Origin of the sequence: Arthrospira sp. PCC 8006 (genome assembly GCF_046480465.1) — a bacterium.
Lineage (GTDB): Bacteria > Cyanobacteriota > Cyanobacteriia > Cyanobacteriales > Microcoleaceae > Limnospira > Limnospira platensis.
In genome coordinates this window covers 1-14,981 of record NZ_PKGG01000127.1, presented here as the reverse complement: position 1 = coordinate 14,981, position 14,981 = coordinate 1, and the positions used below count along the sequence as shown (strand labels likewise).

24 protein-coding genes and 1 pseudogene are annotated in these 14,981 nt (G+C 43.6%); 16 read left to right on the top strand and 9 right to left on the bottom strand.

From position 1 onward, the window contains the following. Positions 1–435: pseudogene (locus tag B9T16_RS17410) on the top strand (hypothetical protein); the annotation flags it as partial. 205 nt (positions 436–640) lie between these two features. Continuing rightward, positions 641–1,468 (top strand): ATP-dependent sacrificial sulfur transferase LarE, encoded by an 828-nt coding sequence (gene larE / locus B9T16_RS17405; RefSeq protein WP_006618056.1) that lies wholly within the window; start codon positions 641–643, stop codon positions 1,466–1,468. On the opposite strand, the gene B9T16_RS17400 is transcribed toward larE, so the two are convergent. The 3 genes from B9T16_RS17400 to B9T16_RS17390 are packed head-to-tail and all read right to left on the bottom strand — an operon-like array spanning position 1,465 to position 2,489. Beyond that, positions 1,465–1,881 (bottom strand): hypothetical protein, encoded by a 417-nt coding sequence (locus B9T16_RS17400; RefSeq protein ID WP_410245355.1) that lies wholly within the window; start codon positions 1,879–1,881, stop codon positions 1,465–1,467. The genes larE and B9T16_RS17400 overlap by 4 nt on opposite strands. A 38-nt stretch (positions 1,882–1,919) precedes the next feature. Beyond that, a complete protein-coding gene (locus B9T16_RS17395) occupies positions 1,920–2,324 on the bottom strand; it encodes an NIL domain-containing protein (protein WP_006618054.1) in 405 nt (134 codons plus the stop codon). A gap of 27 nt (positions 2,325–2,351) precedes the next feature. Next, positions 2,352–2,489 (bottom strand): hypothetical protein, encoded by a 138-nt coding sequence (locus B9T16_RS17390; RefSeq protein WP_410245354.1) that lies wholly within the window; start codon positions 2,487–2,489, stop codon positions 2,352–2,354. On the opposite strand from B9T16_RS17390, the gene B9T16_RS17385 reads away from it, so the two are divergent. Beyond that, positions 2,474–3,061, top strand: coding sequence for a thioredoxin family protein (locus B9T16_RS17385; protein WP_014276537.1), 588 nt, complete (start codon positions 2,474–2,476; stop codon positions 3,059–3,061). The genes B9T16_RS17390 and B9T16_RS17385 overlap by 16 nt on opposite strands. 360 nt (positions 3,062–3,421) lie before the next feature. After that, on the top strand, positions 3,422–3,574 hold the full coding sequence (locus B9T16_RS17380; RefSeq protein ID WP_006618052.1) for a hypothetical protein: 153 nt from the start codon (positions 3,422–3,424) through the stop codon (positions 3,572–3,574). A gap of 215 nt (positions 3,575–3,789) precedes the next feature. Here the strand turns inward: B9T16_RS17380 and B9T16_RS17375 are convergent, their stop codons facing one another. Further along, positions 3,790–4,479, bottom strand: coding sequence for a diacylglycerol/polyprenol kinase family protein (locus tag B9T16_RS17375; RefSeq protein WP_006618051.1), 690 nt, complete (start codon positions 4,477–4,479; stop codon positions 3,790–3,792). Positions 4,480–4,606: 127 nt separating this feature from the next. On the opposite strand from B9T16_RS17375, the gene B9T16_RS17370 reads away from it, so the two are divergent. The 3 genes from B9T16_RS17370 (at position 4,607) to B9T16_RS17360 (ending at position 7,567) form a co-directional block, all read left to right on the top strand. Next, positions 4,607–5,947 (top strand): hypothetical protein, encoded by a 1,341-nt coding sequence (locus B9T16_RS17370; RefSeq protein WP_410245353.1) that lies wholly within the window; start codon positions 4,607–4,609, stop codon positions 5,945–5,947. A 113-nt stretch (positions 5,948–6,060) separates the two neighbouring features. Beyond that, positions 6,061–6,504 carry a hypothetical protein gene (locus B9T16_RS17365; RefSeq protein WP_006618049.1) on the top strand — a complete coding sequence of 148 codons (444 nt, stop codon included), beginning with the start codon at positions 6,061–6,063 and terminating at the stop codon, positions 6,502–6,504. Positions 6,505–6,532: 28 nt separating this feature from the next. Then, on the top strand, positions 6,533–7,567 hold the full coding sequence (locus tag B9T16_RS17360; protein WP_410245352.1) for a M42 family metallopeptidase: 1,035 nt from the start codon (positions 6,533–6,535) through the stop codon (positions 7,565–7,567). A gap of 1 nt (position 7,568) precedes the next feature. On the opposite strand, the gene B9T16_RS17355 is transcribed toward B9T16_RS17360, so the two are convergent. Further along, a complete protein-coding gene (locus B9T16_RS17355) occupies positions 7,569–7,733 on the bottom strand; it encodes a hypothetical protein (protein WP_410245351.1) in 165 nt (54 codons plus the stop codon). Between the two features lie 180 nt (positions 7,734–7,913). Here B9T16_RS17355 and B9T16_RS17350 point away from each other — a divergent pair, with 180 nt between their 5' ends. Genes B9T16_RS17350 through B9T16_RS17340 form a run of 3 tightly spaced genes read left to right on the top strand, consistent with a single transcriptional unit; the run spans position 7,914 to position 10,102 of the window. After that, a complete protein-coding gene (locus B9T16_RS17350; protein WP_410245350.1) occupies positions 7,914–8,207 on the top strand; it encodes a hypothetical protein in 294 nt (97 codons plus the stop codon). Next, positions 8,208–8,942: a DUF4105 domain-containing protein gene (locus tag B9T16_RS17345; protein WP_410245356.1), complete on the top strand. Its 735-nt coding sequence runs from the start codon at positions 8,208–8,210 to the stop codon at positions 8,940–8,942. A gap of 44 nt (positions 8,943–8,986) precedes the next feature. Next, positions 8,987–10,102 carry a lipase family protein gene (locus B9T16_RS17340; RefSeq protein WP_410245349.1) on the top strand — a complete coding sequence of 372 codons (1,116 nt, stop codon included), beginning with the start codon at positions 8,987–8,989 and terminating at the stop codon, positions 10,100–10,102. A gap of 56 nt (positions 10,103–10,158) precedes the next feature. Here the strand turns inward: B9T16_RS17340 and B9T16_RS17335 are convergent, their stop codons facing one another. Then, positions 10,159–10,746 (bottom strand): GGDEF domain-containing protein, encoded by a 588-nt coding sequence (locus B9T16_RS17335; protein WP_014276541.1) that lies wholly within the window; start codon positions 10,744–10,746, stop codon positions 10,159–10,161. A gap of 257 nt (positions 10,747–11,003) precedes the next feature. Between B9T16_RS17335 and B9T16_RS17330 the strand changes: the two genes are divergently transcribed. Both B9T16_RS17330 and B9T16_RS17325 read left to right on the top strand, forming a co-directional pair. Next, positions 11,004–11,156, top strand: a complete 153-nt coding sequence (locus B9T16_RS17330; protein WP_014276542.1) for a hypothetical protein — start codon at positions 11,004–11,006, stop codon at positions 11,154–11,156. A 14-nt stretch (positions 11,157–11,170) separates the two neighbouring features. Continuing rightward, the gene (locus B9T16_RS17325) at positions 11,171–11,809 is read left to right on the top strand and encodes a hypothetical protein (protein WP_006618044.1); all 639 of its coding nucleotides are present in this window, start codon (positions 11,171–11,173) and stop codon (positions 11,807–11,809) included. Positions 11,810–11,986: 177 nt separating this feature from the next. Here B9T16_RS17325 and B9T16_RS17320 read toward each other — a convergent pair whose 3' ends face one another. Continuing rightward, positions 11,987–13,468 (bottom strand): CIA30 family protein, encoded by a 1,482-nt coding sequence (locus tag B9T16_RS17320; protein ID WP_410245348.1) that lies wholly within the window; start codon positions 13,466–13,468, stop codon positions 11,987–11,989. On the opposite strand from B9T16_RS17320, the gene B9T16_RS17315 reads away from it, so the two are divergent. The 3 genes from B9T16_RS17315 (at position 13,467) to B9T16_RS17305 (ending at position 14,164) form a co-directional block, all read left to right on the top strand. Continuing rightward, entirely contained in the window at positions 13,467–13,592 is a 126-nt protein-coding gene (locus B9T16_RS17315; protein WP_286131458.1) for a hypothetical protein, read from the top strand. The genes B9T16_RS17320 and B9T16_RS17315 overlap by 2 nt on opposite strands. Before the next feature lie 10 nt (positions 13,593–13,602). After that, complete coding sequence (locus B9T16_RS17310) at positions 13,603–13,725, top strand: hypothetical protein (RefSeq protein ID WP_014276543.1); 123 nt, start codon at positions 13,603–13,605, stop codon at positions 13,723–13,725. Positions 13,726–13,792: 67 nt separating this feature from the next. Beyond that, complete coding sequence (locus B9T16_RS17305; RefSeq protein WP_410245347.1) at positions 13,793–14,164, top strand: hypothetical protein; 372 nt, start codon at positions 13,793–13,795, stop codon at positions 14,162–14,164. Here the strand turns inward: B9T16_RS17305 and B9T16_RS17300 are convergent. After that, complete coding sequence (locus B9T16_RS17300) at positions 14,161–14,322, bottom strand: hypothetical protein (protein WP_317270807.1); 162 nt, start codon at positions 14,320–14,322, stop codon at positions 14,161–14,163. The two genes, B9T16_RS17305 and B9T16_RS17300, sit on opposite strands and share 4 nt — an antisense overlap. A 102-nt stretch (positions 14,323–14,424) precedes the next feature. Between B9T16_RS17300 and B9T16_RS17295 the strand changes: the two genes are divergently transcribed. Further along, positions 14,425–14,547 carry a hypothetical protein gene (locus B9T16_RS17295; RefSeq protein ID WP_317270808.1) on the top strand — a complete coding sequence of 41 codons (123 nt, stop codon included), beginning with the start codon at positions 14,425–14,427 and terminating at the stop codon, positions 14,545–14,547. Positions 14,548–14,559: 12 nt separating this feature from the next. Here B9T16_RS17295 and B9T16_RS17290 read toward each other — a convergent pair whose 3' ends face one another. Next, positions 14,560–14,817: a hypothetical protein gene (locus B9T16_RS17290; protein ID WP_410245346.1), complete on the bottom strand. Its 258-nt coding sequence runs from the start codon at positions 14,815–14,817 to the stop codon at positions 14,560–14,562. Positions 14,818–14,981: the final 164 nt, after the last annotated feature.

The window sequence follows — 14,981 nt, the reverse complement described above, 5'->3', positions numbered from 1 at the left end:
GGTTACTCCATGTCCGGTGTGGGAATGTCCGGTGTCGGTATGGCGGAACGGATGTCTGGTATTGGTTTTACCATGTCCGGTGCCGCCCTAGGCTACTCGATGTCCGGTATTGGGATGTCTGGTATTGGGATGGCTGCATCAATGCCTCCCATTCGTCCCCGTAAATTCTGGTTGGTGGCTGATGCTGAGTTAATCATTTATGGTGCTACTGAGCCTGATGCTAAGGTTAGTATTGGCGGACGACCGATTAAACTCAATCCTGATGGTACTTTCCGATTCCAAATGTATTTCCCTGATGGTCAATTTGACTATCCGATTATGGCGGTTGCTGCTGATGGTGAGCAAACCCGTTCGATTCACATGAAGTTTAATCGTGAAACTCCTGAACGTCACACTAATACCCGCGAGGAAGCGGTTTTAGAGTGGGTGGGCTAGGATATTCACTGATATAACCGATAATGAGAGTTTGATCTTAGCAATTGCGAATTAAGAATATGAGCCGGCGTTTTCCAGATGCGAAACCTCCCGGCTCAATTTTTGTCTGTGCGATCGCTCTTAGTATGGCAGCTAGTAAAGACCAGGTATGCCTAGACCGTTGAAGATGATAACCTGTAATTAGGGGTAAATAATACAAAAAACTATGGTGAGCGAGAAATTACAACAACTTCAATCCCTATTTACTGGAATGGAGCAGGCTTTAATTGCCTATTCGGGAGGGATAGATAGTACCTTGGTGGCGAAAATTGCCTATGATATTTTGGGCGATCGCGCTTTGGCTGTCACGGCTGTTTCCCCTTCCCTGTTACCGGAAGATTTGGAAGATGCTCGCATTCAGGCGGCGATGATTGGCATATCTCATGAGGAAATCTACACTCAGGAAATGGCTAATCCGAATTACACCGATAACCCGGTTAACCGTTGTTATTTCTGCAAAAGTGAACTGCATGACCAGCTTAAACCTTTGGCTAGACAACGGGGTTATTTATATATCGTTGATGGTGTGAATGCTGATGATTTGCGGGACTATCGTCCGGGGGTGAAAGCAGCTAAGGAAAGGGGGGTGCGATCGCCTTTAGCGGAGGTGGGAGTTACTAAAGCTGAGGTGCGGGAAATCTCTAAATACCTGGGGTTAAGTTGCTGGGATAAGCCTTCTCAGCCTTGTTTAAGTTCCCGTTTTCCCTATGGAGAAGAAATCACTATCGCTAAATTGCAGAGGGTCGGACGTGCTGAGGTTTATTTGCGCCGCCTGGGTTGGCAAAATCTGCGGGTACGCTCTGAGGGAGACACAGCTAGGATTGAACTGCCACCAGCACAAATTAAGGACTTTATCATTAAAAATGATTTGCCAGTTTTGGTGCAAACTTTTCAGGCATTGGGTTTTCTGTATGTTACCTTAGACCTAGAGGGATATCGTAGTGGTAAATTAAACCAAGTATTACAACCGGAACTACTGGCTAACTACGGCTAAATTATACTGGCTAGGTGATGAAGTTGCCAACCGACTACTAGCCCCAGCATTGACACGAGACACAGGACTAAAAATGCCTGCCAGTTTTTGGTGCTGTGGGTTTGTAGTTCCATACGGGTGAGGATAGTGGCGGATAAAGCCATCAGAATGGTGGTAAAAACTTCCATATGGGTGGCTAGGACTACCAATAAGAAAGCACCAAACACTACAGATAAAAAAGCGCCAAGATTAGACTGAAACCAGCGATTGAGAGGACGGCTTAAATTCTCTAATGGAACTGTGAAAAATAGGGCGATTAAGATGATGATTAATTTAATACTTACCCACAAGTGCCACTCTATTTTTAGGTTAAATAAACCCCACCCAAACACCATATAGGTGAGCATCAATAAGAAAATTGAAACCCAAAGCATAGGGGCTATCTGATGGGATGTCATGGGTAGGATATCTATTATAAATTGGTGGAAATTGCTTGTAGGGGACAGGTGGGAATACACTGTTCACAGACAATACAACGCGATCGCGTAAATGTTAGATAAAAGGTTTCGGGATTGAGAGTGAGTGCTTCTGTGGGACATACACCTGTACATAGTCCACAGTCTACGCAGCTTTGTTCATCAATGATAATTTCTCGACTGGCCAGGGAAACTGTGACGTTTTGAGATTGCATCCAATCGATCGCCGCCTCGAGTTGGTCTATATCTCCGGATAACTCTACTACCAGTTTTCCTACCTGATTAGGGGCCACTTGCGCTCTAATAATATTAGCAGCTACATTAAAATCTTTGGCCAGTCGGTAGGTAATTGGCATCTGCACTGAACGTTTGGGAAAAGTCAAAGTGACTCGTTTTTTCATGCTGCCCGCCAGTATACAGCAGTTCCATCATACCATGCGATCGCCAATGGTGGCTGGTTTGGTGGGGCGATCGCTTTCTATTTTCCCCGCACTCTTCGAATTCGCTACACTGTACCCCAGACGATTATCTCTGTGACTAGCTGCATTAAATGAGTACAAATCCATCTGATTCTAGTTTAACTACTTCTTCATTCACCACTCGTTTGAGAAACTTTCTGATTGCTATAGTGGCAATTGTTCTCAGTGTCTTGGTGTTTTGGGGTTTCCGAACTAATGCTACATCTATATCTTTAACGGAACTGGCGACGGAATCAACCCCTCTTGAGGTGGCTTTGAGTAATGGTAAACCCACTTTGATGGAGTTTTATGCTAATTGGTGTACAACCTGTCAGGCTATGGCTGAAGATATGGCAGATCTGCGCGACAGTTATGGCGATCGCATTAATTTTGTGATGCTTAATGTTGATAATACTAAATGGCTGCCAGAAATTCTCAAGTATCGAGTTGATGGGATTCCCCATTTTGTCTTTCTCAATGATCAAGCTGAGGTTATGGGGGAGGCGATCGGAGAAATTCCCCGACCTAACCTAGGGTCTCGTTTAGATGCTTTGATCGCTGGTAACTTGATGCCAACTGTCGAAACTATGGGTCAGGTTTCCACTTTTAAAGCCCCTGTTACTCCCTCTGGGGATGCTAACACCGATCCTCGCGCACACGGTAGCCAAGTCAAACTCTAAAGCCTTCGGGCGGGCTAAATCGCCCGCCTATTTTTGGCTGGTCTCCCCTTTGATTAACTGTTTTTTACAAAAATTATCAAAACTTAAAAAAACTGTGATTGTTATTCACTCAACTTTGAGGGGATATTGTTTGAGTAATTGTACGGATTTTAGGGAGTTGCTTAGAGAAGGCGATCGCTTGGTTTGAGCCAGTACCCATCAACCCAAAGAAAAACTGCACAACTTATACATGGTAACATGATTTGGGGATTATGGTTAATTATCCGTTGATTGCAAATAAATATTGCAAATAGTGTGCAAATCCTGAAATTCCATGTAATATAGTAAACATATAGGGCAACAAAAAAGTGAGGTTTTATCATGAATATGATGTCTAAACTATCGAATATGATGGCTTACCTGACCGAAGCAGTCATTAGGATTTTTAGCCCCAGTGACGATGCTTATCCAGAAGTAGGTCCTAGCCCCTTTGAAGGAACTCCCTGTAAAAAGCCTTCCCCAGTCCTGAAGTAAACGGTAAGGGGTAGAGTGGGCGTGATACAGAAGGTCTTAGCGGGTTGGTTTAAAGTTCGAGCATGGGATTGTCCTCCAATCAGAACCTATAGCAGTTAGTGCTAGTATTTTCACCTGGGCTAACGGATGCGAGATGCAATGCCATGTCCGGCGGTGTCTATACTAGCTCTGGGGCTGGCTATGGTTTGGTTGGAGGCTTTTGGTGTTGGGTAGGATTAAGAAAGTTGATGGAGAAAGAAGGCGATCGCCGCACTACCGAGGGGAACGGTTAAATTATCAATACCCAATTTAGATACCATTTCTAAGAGGGTGGCAGCTATGGCTACGGCTAGGGAGATACTCCAAATTTGCCAGGTGTTACCATAGACTGGGAGTAAAATTAAGGCAGATACTACAAAACTGGTTAAAGTCATGGTGAGGGAACCTTCCCAACTTTTTTGACTTCCCCAGACCTGATATTTATGGGAACCAAATTTCTGGCCGATGGTGGCGGCGAGACCATCTCCCCAGGTCATGACTAAAATTCCTAGGGCGGCGTAGTGGGGTTCTTGGCGCGGCCAAAAACAGGCGATCAGAATACCAATGCTGATGGCGTAGAAAAATGTCCCTAAACTTTGGCGGCCGACACTATTAACACTGGGGAGAATGGGGACTTTTAGGGAAATTAAGGCGATCGCCGCCGATAATCCCCCGGCTGCTATACCGATGGAGGCGGGGATGTGCAGCCACCAAGCTAATAAAATCACGTTTCCGGTGCCAATATGCACGACCTTTCGGGATATTTCGGGGTCTACGGAAAATAGGCGGTTGAGTCCTTCAGCAATAATCAGGACTAAGGCTAACCATAGACCCACCAGTGAGATATGAAGCCAAATGTTGGGATTTGCAGTTAAATCGGAAAGCATAAATCAACAGTAGTGTATAAAATAGGAAACCATATTCAGAATATATTTGGCTATGTTTCAAGCTCCAAGTCTGTCAATTGTCAAGATAGACTAATGCTGAGATTATTGAACTGTCTGGGATATGTCCATGTCTGAAGCCGATCTCCCCCTGAATCAGTCCCCCGATGAAGCAGCCATCCCAGAGTATGAAGCTGGTGTGGCGCAGCCGCTGACCCACATTTCCCACACAGGGGATGATGATTGGGAAACGGTGAATTTTCCTGATGCGATCGCCATTGATCAAATTCCGCTGGTTAAACAATCTCCAGAAAATGCCTCTGTTAGGACGGAAGGATTACCGCCCCAGGTGGCTACTGGGCCGATGAATGAGGTTGAGGGTAGTCGCGAAACTCCTCTGATTAAAGCACTTCACGCTTGTAACCGGGATTTAATCGATCGCATTGCTGAACTGTCCGAACAACTCGAAGATTGTCATCAACAGTTAAGAGAACAGAAAACTAATTATCATCAACAATTGCAGGAACTTGATTTTACCCGCGCACAGGTGAATCGTCTGTTCCAAAAGCTAGATGTTGCTAACCGGGTGATTCGACAACAGCAGGTTTTGGTCGAAAACCTGACCCAACAGTGGGATACGAGTCAAACTCGCATGGCTAAGATGGAAAGAGAATGTGCCATGACTCGTCAAACTTACAATGAACAGTCCCATGAGTTAGTCCAGGCTCAAAATACCTGCCGTGAGTTGCGATCGCGTTTACAACGCCAACAACGCTACACTCTTCAGTTTAAGGCGGCTTTGGAGCGTTCCTTAGAAGTCCGCGAATCTGGTATGAGTCCAAATCCTGAATTAATGGTTGACTCCCCCTCCCTAGAGATGGATGGCGCGGATAATGAGTTATTATCGCCATCCTTTGTGATTCATGGCCAGATGAATTTATCTAAGGCTTCGCCTGTTCAGCCTTGGTCTGCTCAATTGCAAGATTCATCAGTAGAGCAGTCAGTAGAGCAGTCAGAAGAGGGGTTAGACGAATTAACAGCACCCGCAGAAGGTGATTATAACCCCACCCCAGTTATGCCACCTTTACTATCCACTAAGGAGGGTTTAGGATCTCAGGGAGAATCGCCCAAGTCGGCTGTTTCTGATTCGGAGGCGATCGCACCCCCACCGCCCTTTGAGATATCTATTGATTCCATTGTTCCGGCGGGTGAACCTGTCCTGGATGAGTGGCCGAAACCTCGACTGCTAGAGGATGAACTGCAGCGTATCCGTTTGGAATATGCCGCACCGGAGCCAGTAGAGGAATCAGTGGCTAATCCTAAACTAGCCGGGGTGGGGTCTCGACAAAAAGGGGAGAATTGGCCAGCACCTTTAGTCTATCCCCAACATCGCCGGAAGTTGCAGTCTTGGTCTGCTATTCAATTACCGACTTTCCCAAATCAGAAGGTTGAGGAAGCCGTGGAATTTTGAGTTATTAGGATCGGGTGATTTAGCTGCTTCCAGGGTTGCTATGTGTGATATACTGACTGCCATTTGCTATTGATAAATAGTCAAATTGTCCAACGGTGGTGAGGAGAAATTTCATGCAAAAGTGGCAATTGTTGACCATAACTGGTTTGGCGATGGTCGGGAGTATTATGTGGGTGGGGTCGGCTTCTGCTCATCATCATTATATTGATGAGTGCAATACATTTGCAGACCATAGACCTCATCCACAACCTAGACATCATCAGCCAACTAGACGCCATGACCCCCACCCACACCATGATCCTCACCCGGTACAATACCATCAACCTCGCCGCCATCGACCGGCTAATGAGTATCCTTATACTCTGCGACCTGTGATTAACTACCAGGATTTTTATAGAAATCCCGATCTGAATCCACCGATTATAGAACCGCCTCCTATAATGGATATGCAATCAATGATCGATGTTAATTCGGAACGGGCATTTATAGTTTTAATTGTGTTAATTTTGTGGGGAATTTGGGGGCCGGCTTTTAAACCCAAGAAAGACAGTAAATAATCAACAATTAAGATATAGGGGGGATTAATTGGAATTTGACCAACTATTTGCCACTATTGAACAGTTAGTGATGTGTCACTCTCCTAGTGGCGATGAGTCGGAAATAGATAGCTTTCTCCTCGATCGCTTTTCGGATTTGGGGGTGAAGGTATGGAAAGACCAGGCGGAAAACGTGATCGCTGAAATACCTGGTCAAAATCCTGATGTGGCGATCGCTATTACCGGACATAAAGACGAAATAGGCGCTATTGTTAATAATATTGAGCCTAACGGACGGGTCAGGATTCGGAAATTAGGGGGATCTTTTCCTTGGGTTTATGGTGAGGGAGTGGTAGACCTACGAGGAGATCATCAGACTATTTCAGGAATTCTTAGTTTTGGTTCCCGCCATATTTCCCATGAGTCCCCCCAAAAGTCTTTGCAGACTGATAAGGTATTAACTTGGGAGGATGTTTGGGTAGAAACTCTGCGATCGCCACAGGATTTAGAAGCAGCCGGGGTGCGTCCGGGGACTCGTGTAGTAGTCGGAAAACATCGGAAAAAACCTTTTCGTATGGGGGACTATATCGCTAGTTATACCCTCGATAATAAAGCCTCTGTCGCGATTTTATTGGAGTTGGCTAAACAGATTAAAAATCCTCCGGTAACCGTCTATTTGGTGGCATCGGCTAAGGAAGAAGTAGGGGCGATCGGTGCATTATATTTTACGAATCGCACCCGTCTTGATGCTTTAATTGCTTTAGAAATTTGTCCCCTAGCGCCAGAATATCCTATAGAATCTGGTGAGAAACCAGTGTTATTATCTCAAGATGGTTATGGCATTTATGATGAGGGCTTAAATGCCGAATTGAGGAAAGCATCTCAGCGAGTAAATGTATCGATTCAATCGGCAATTATTCGGGGGTTTGGTAGTGATGCTTCTATTGCTATGAAGTTTGGGCATATTTCTAGGGCGGCTTGTTTAAGTTTTCCTACCCAAAATACCCATGGGTTTGAGATTGCTCATTTAGGGGCAATTTCTCATTGCATTAGCATATTATTGAGTTATTGTCAATGGTTATAATTTATGGGATTAAACTAGAATCAGATTCAGTCATGGAATTAGTGACAGATTGAGTATAATTCACAGTAATATGAAAGCCCAAAGTTATACCCAGAGACAAAACTAGATAGCCTATCAAAAATAAAATTGCTACTTGATCAGCCGACTGTGAAGATTTGTTAAGCATAAATTTAAGTTGATCGGAGGGTTTCTATTTACAGGATATCTAGTTACAGTGACAATGAATTCACCTGATGGGGTGATTTTTATGGTCATAGTTGCCATGATGGATTTTTGCTATGATAGGTCTAATGATGTCCGATTCGTTAGGAGGGCTGCATATTTGAAAAATAGGCAGATTTTCAGGATGAAGTTGCTTACTCTCACTTCTGCAATTATCCTGTTGACCCCTGGGTTTTCTAGTAGGGTTGTGGACGCTAGACCGACTCTTCCTGATGCTAATTGTCGGTGTGATGTGAACGATCGCTTTGATCCTCAAGCTAAAATGCCGCAGGGAATTCACCAGGGTAAATGTATCAACTCCTGTCATCAGCGATCGCTGCGACGTTTATCTGCTGCTGAAGCGGATCAATATGGTATCGAACCCCAGGCGATCGCTGTAGCTAATGTCAGTCACCAAAATCAGTTTTGGGTCGCTTAAATTCTCCCCAACTCCGTAGCAGAAGTTATCTATCAACTGGAATATCCCCTTCCCGCCTCCCATGCTCAACTAAGATTTCGTTTTTCTCCCGGTTCCGAGGTTCTGTTAATTCCCCAAATTCCCGGTTCTCATCAGTCCCCCGTGAAGCTACAAGACCTGATTTTTTCAGTGGAAGCTGTCGCCGTGGTGGGGGGTAACTTCGATTTGGTGGCGGGTTTCTTTGATAATTTTGCGATCGCCTATCGTTTGGTTTCCTTGGAGTCGAGAGTTCAACGGATGATTATTGAAGACGGTCATCAAGTTCAACAAATTCAATTAAATTTAACCCCAGCCCAAAAAAATCAGTTACTTTTAAACGCTATAACCAAAAGCCAGCAAGCTGGGTTAACTCAAATGTATAATACCCTGAATAGAAATTGTACTACCGAAGTCTTTAGAATCATTGACCAAACCATTGGCTATCATAGCGCTCCTAATTCAGGATCACAGGAAATTTTTATTAATGCACCTACGGGAGAACAGATATCTATGTTATTTGCCAATGGTATATTAAATCAACAGGCGATTAATCAGTTTTTGGCTGATAGTTTAGATGCCACTCAGTTACAATTTTTGCAGGAACATATCCCCACCATTTCCCCCACGGCTTTGCAACGTCGAGGGATTAAAGGAATGGAGCTACCTGATTTGAATTATGAGTTACAAAACACAGGTGGCGGCGGGATGATTTGGTAGTCTTAGAAGTCATTAACTACCCAGTTTTTGTGGGGTAAATTATCATGATCAAAAAACAGCTATTTCTGTATTCAACAATGGTGGCAACTTTAGTTATAGCCCCCGGAATTAATCAACCATCTTCAGCCAATTTACCCCTGATAACTTCTCCAGAATTTGAGTCCCTATGTAGGTCGGGAAATAGAGAATGTGCAATGATTGGGAAAGCCTCTCACCTCACCACCCAGTTAATCTACGAGTTATTTGATGCTGAGAAAACTGGAAATCCCACCAAAATACAGCAGGCGATCGCCAATATTGCCACACTATATCAAACTGAATCTGATGCTATAAAAGTAGTCAATACCAGATTAAACTTATCGGATTTTTTTATACTCGAAAAAGACCAGGTTCTAGGTGGCTATGCTGTTTTTTTAAGCCGGGGAGAAATTATAGCTGGTGGTATAGAAAAAGTATCATTTGTAATTGGCTTTAAAGGTCTTTATCCTAGCTTAGAAGACCCCAACGATATCGCTGTTGCTCTCTCCGCTTTACCGGAACATCTTTATCATGATGCTGGTGCGTTAATTCATAAAGGGTTCCGTGATTATTCCGGTTCTGTGTTTAATCATCAAATTTCCCAAGATATGATTAACTCGATTCGAGAGCTTCAAAATGACCCGAAAACTCATGTGGAAATTGTCGTCACCGGACACAGTTTAGGTGGGTCGGCTATTCTGTATGCGGGGATGTTAGTTGATGCGGGGATTAATCCTGAAAATTTAAAAGTTATAGTTTTTGGATCCGGACCTGTAGCACAAGCTAGTTTTATTAGTCAATATCCCGATTTGATTCCTAATATTATCCGCATTGAAACTCCGGGGGATATGCTACTTTATGATGATGATTCTCCCATGAAACCTATCTATCAAAGTTTAGGTTATGTTCCCTTTGGAAGATTAATTAAAGCTACAGGAAGCGATCGCCTTAATCAACTTAACCAACAGCTTGCTATTCTCCAACAACAACAGCAGATTTCTCCATCCCCAGATTTTGATACCAAACGGCTTAACTTGCTACAACAAATCCTACAGGAAAGAGTAGCGATTCATGTTTATAGTTATCGGTATTATTATCAGATTTATCGGTCTCATCAAGGCGGTGGTGGTAGCTTGTGGTAAATGCCATTAATCATCACATTTTAGTCAGTAGTAATAGTCTCTAAGTTGGCAAATATTTAAGACAAAAAAGCCAAGGCTTTATTTTTTGTTTTTGCCTTCTTTAAGGCATCTTCCATCCGTTCTAAACAGGCATTCATGTGTTCATTAGGATGCACTTGAGTAAAACCTATTCTAGCAGAACAGGTAATTACTGCATCATCTAAGTGAATGTCGCGGCTTTTAAAGGCTTGCCAAATACGTTTGAGAGCAATTTTTGCACCTTGTGGGTCGGAGAAAATGACCATCACAAACTGATTATTACCCCAGTAGGCTACCCAGTCGCATTCGCGCAGGTGATCCTGAATTTCTTGGATCAATTCCATTAACACCTGATCAGTTTTATGATATCCCTGTTGTTGCAGACACAAATCTAACCCTTCCATCCCCATTAGTGCCAAGGATACGGGTAAGCTGTTACGTTTAGCAATGCCTAAACACTGCTTAATGCGATTTTGGACCGCACGATCGTCACTTACAGAACAAAAACAATCTTTGCTGTTTAGGTGTTCAGATTCCTGTAAATCTGACTGTGTAGGAATTTGAGAGTAAGAGTTCATCTCATCTGGTGGCAAAGTTATCCACTCCTTACTCGATGCTAATATCATTTATATCATGGTTGATTAGGTCTGACTACTGCGATCGCATGACATTTACGCAACTGTCCATAACCTGGGGTCAATTTCCCCCCAGACCTCTAGGTAAACGAGGGTTATGGATACACAGGGGAACTGGTAGCCATGTGTAAGTCGTGATAGTATCACCTGCTGTCGCCACATTTGAGAGTTTCAATCCTACAGTAAAAACATAGACAAGCGCAGACATCAGTATCTGACTAATCACTTTAGCACCAGGGATTATATCTATGTTAACCAATCATAAACTAAGCGATCGCACCTGTAAAGATAACCCTCAAGTTATACCCCCATCTGAAAAACAATTTTTAGCAGAATTATTAGATCGTCTATCTAAACAGGTCAACCATCTCGAGAGTATCTCCGAATTTAACCAAATTTAATTAGGTGAATTACCATGCAATATCCAATTTTATCTTTACCCGAATCCGGTCAAATTCGCAAAAATATCGGACAACCCACCTTATATATTTTCTCAGCTAACAAAGGAGAAAAAGTCAACTTAATTGTTTGGGCTGGAACTCTGCAAGCTGAACTTTATAGCCCTTCCGGTCGCGAATTAGCCTTTGTGTCTTCCGGTCGTTGGCAGGGAAATATGCCGGAAACTGGAATATATCGGGTTATGATTTATCCACGCATTGACTCTACCAATTGTGCTATTGAGGTTCAAATTGAACGACCATCACCAGAACCCCAAACAGAACCCCAACCAGACCCTATAAACCACAAACTATCTCAGTATCGTTCTTTACCAGATCGCCCTATTGTAATTCGTTCAGGGGAATATAATGGGTCTGTGGGGTTCACATTATCGGCTCACAGCATTCAACCCCTAACTATTCGTTGTCGCCAGGGTCAAATGATGAAAGTGACAGGGTTTGGAGTCGAATTAGCGATCGCCAGTCCTCATGGCAAGATTTTAGAGACAGGAACCCAAAACATTTCTACCCGCCTTCCCGAAAATGGAGTTTATCGGATACTGGCTATTGGTGGGGAATTACCCCTAGATACATTAGTTTCTGTGGATGTTCGCTAATCTCAACGGGAATTGTGTTAATTAAAAAAAACCCGGTTTTTGGTGTAATATACCTGATTTTAGGGAAGACTATAAACCGGTAATAACTATTTAATATCAGGTTAATTTTCCGAGTTTCCATAAATAATAAATCAGCGGGCATTATCGCCCGCTTTCACTATTTAAGGAAGGTAATCTTCAATCAGGTTGGAGAGTCGCAAATAACCCCGACTCTGGTTCAGAATGTTGAGGGCGATCGCCATTAGCCAAAGCCTTCACCTCCACAGTCACATTAGTAGCAGATGGTTCATTTAATGCCTTAATACAGAGTTCCGCAATATCCTCTCGACTGACTTTCCCCTTAATAGTATCTCCCTGATCTAACATCAAAGCCTCGCCGCCAGGTTCTTCCGTCATAGCACAGGGGCGAATAATCGCATAGGGAATATTACTCGATCGCACTACATCTTCCCCCCGCAATTTCCAGGTTAAAATACCTCCCAATTGGTCATTCATCCGCACTGCCGGAGGTTCCTCGTCTAAATTTAATCCAGGTTTTCCCGGACGAGTCACACCGGCAGAACTCACCATCACCAACCGAGGTTTAGCGGCGTTTCCGTAGGCTTTAATCGATTCAATTTCCAGTTTAAAAATACCCGCTTCAAACTTAGGGTTTAACTCCCCATCATATTCAAACTTACTCAGCATCAATTGAAAAGCATAGACCGATTGAGGATTAAAACCAGGATTATCTTTAAGGGTTTTGGCGCGAAACACAGGAATCAATTCTTTAAAAGGAATCCTGATAGTCATGGGAATATTATAAACCGTATCAAAGGAATAGCAATAACCAATACTATCCCACTTTTCATCACTGCGGGCAATAAACTTATAACGCTTGCCATCTCCTTTAACACGCAGTTCAATTCCCGCAAATTCTGATAAATCTAAAGGGGGTTCAAAATTCCGAGTTCTGATAGAGACAAACCCCCCAGAATTAGCCGTCGAAACATTGCCCGTAAATAAAGCAGCATCACCAATTAGTAGCAGGGAACTTTCACTAACTCCCCCCATCACCACATCATCTAAAGCCCCCCAAGTCGCTTTTAGTTCAGCGTCTGGCTTGGTAAAGTCAAACAGAATTTTTTGACCCAAATTCCGCAATGTATTAGGGGTAGCATTAATCAGATTTTGAATGCCTTTATATTCCACCAATTCAGGAATATCAACTACCTCCGGCATATAAAATTTAATCCCTTGATAGTATTTTTCGCGGGTGGGGGTATCCCCTTCTACGGGTTGGACTCGGGTTCCTGAACAACAAATAATTGCCGTCACGTCCTGCATTACTTGGGGTGTCAGGGTTTCGGGGATGGTTAAATCAGCCTCAATGATATCAACCTTATTTCCCAGAATTTCTAGTCCCCGTTTCCGGTCTCGAACCAAGGCCCTTACTTTGATACCCTGTTGCTGGAGGCGTTTAACCACCCGCTTACCTACTCCCCCCGTCGCGCCAACGACTAGGACCACTTCAGAGGGGGGACTGGGTGGCTTGGCTTCCCCCCCAAATAGCTTCTGTAGCCACCGACAACTACCTAGAAACGGAATTACGCCAAAATAGTTGAGGGTTTTCACGAACCGACTGATGTCCCAAGGTGCTTTTTGATTTTCTGTAGCCATGTCTGTCCTTCAGGTGTTGCTGTTTACTATATTAAGATATGTTACAGAATCTATGGGGTCGGTGATTACCCGTTCTCTGGCGGTGGGTATTTGTGCTAAGGTATGGGTGGCACGGATAGCATGATATTCATTCTATGGAAAACATTGATTGGGAAACCGCGATCGCTGCGGGATTAGCTGCCACAATTTTTTTAGGTGCGATGCTGATGATGTTCACTAATTTTTGGACAACAGCCCTGCGGAAAAAAGATGATTAAATTTTGGCAAAGATTCAGGATTGTGGAGTAAAAATCAGCTATATTTTCGGAAGTTCTACCATTATAAATGACCATGATTTTAGATTTCAGTAATATCGCCGAATTTTCCCGGACTAACTGTGGGATGATTTGCGCCTTCTTGGTACCGATGAATTTAATCGCTACTCTGCAAACCATGATCTTTACAGCGGTGGGACGTTCTCAGCAGCAAATATTATTGATGGCGGCATTGGCGAGTTTATATGCTGGTGTTCTGGTGGCTCATGTTTGGACTTGGTTTGCGATCGGTGTGGTGATGGCTCCCACATTTATTCTCTTATTTTTGGCGGCGGTTTGTGTCAGCATTAATATTTGGGCGATCGCTAAACCCACCCATATATCTCGAATAATTCAATTCGTGATTTCCCTCGGCAAAAATACCCTACAACCCAACACCTAAGCATCATCAATATTGTAGCTTAGGGTTCGGTTCGATCGCATTTTGGTGGCACAAACAAAAGCAATTATAGCCAAGTTTCCAGACAGCGGGTTTCTATTAGCATCTTGGTTAGCATACACAAACCCCGATAGAAACCCGGTTTCTTCACTCCGACTCATCTAGGAATTTGTCAGCATCGCCTGTGGCAGCGAAGTCGATAGTTCAATGGGTATAAAATAGGCGTTAGGATAGAGATAATTTTTCCCTGATTCATCAATATTGTGCAACCACGCTCAGGATATTGGCAATCAGATCCGGGTCGCTTTCTAGGAATTGCGGTAATCGGCACTCAGGGAGGCGATCGCCTACAACTACCGCCATGGGCGGATCAATCTGAGAAGTGAGTAGTTTCTGGGCTATTTGCTAATCAATCGGTCGTACTCTGCATGGGTTCCAATCCAAAACCAAGAAATGCCTTTCTCTACTTCAACACCCAAAGCAGGGTAATTTAATCCGACTCTAACAGACCAATACTTTTTGCCCAATTTTTTGAAATGTAGGGACGGATGAGACGGATCGAGCTTGAGCAATTTGTAGCATTCATCGGCAGTTTTTTGCACAGTTTCCGGCAAAGCGTTGTAACATTGCCAAAATCGTCCAGTGGTATAGTGCATCAAATTTCTCGGCAATGTCCAGCTTCAAACTCTGCGATCGCCTCTTCTGCGAATGCTTCTAAGTGACCCTCGGCAATATCCCCTTCTATCTGTTCATCCCAACCTTGATAATCTAGGTCAAAGAACCATTGTTTGAGTTGTTCAAACTCATTGGAGGGTAGGGA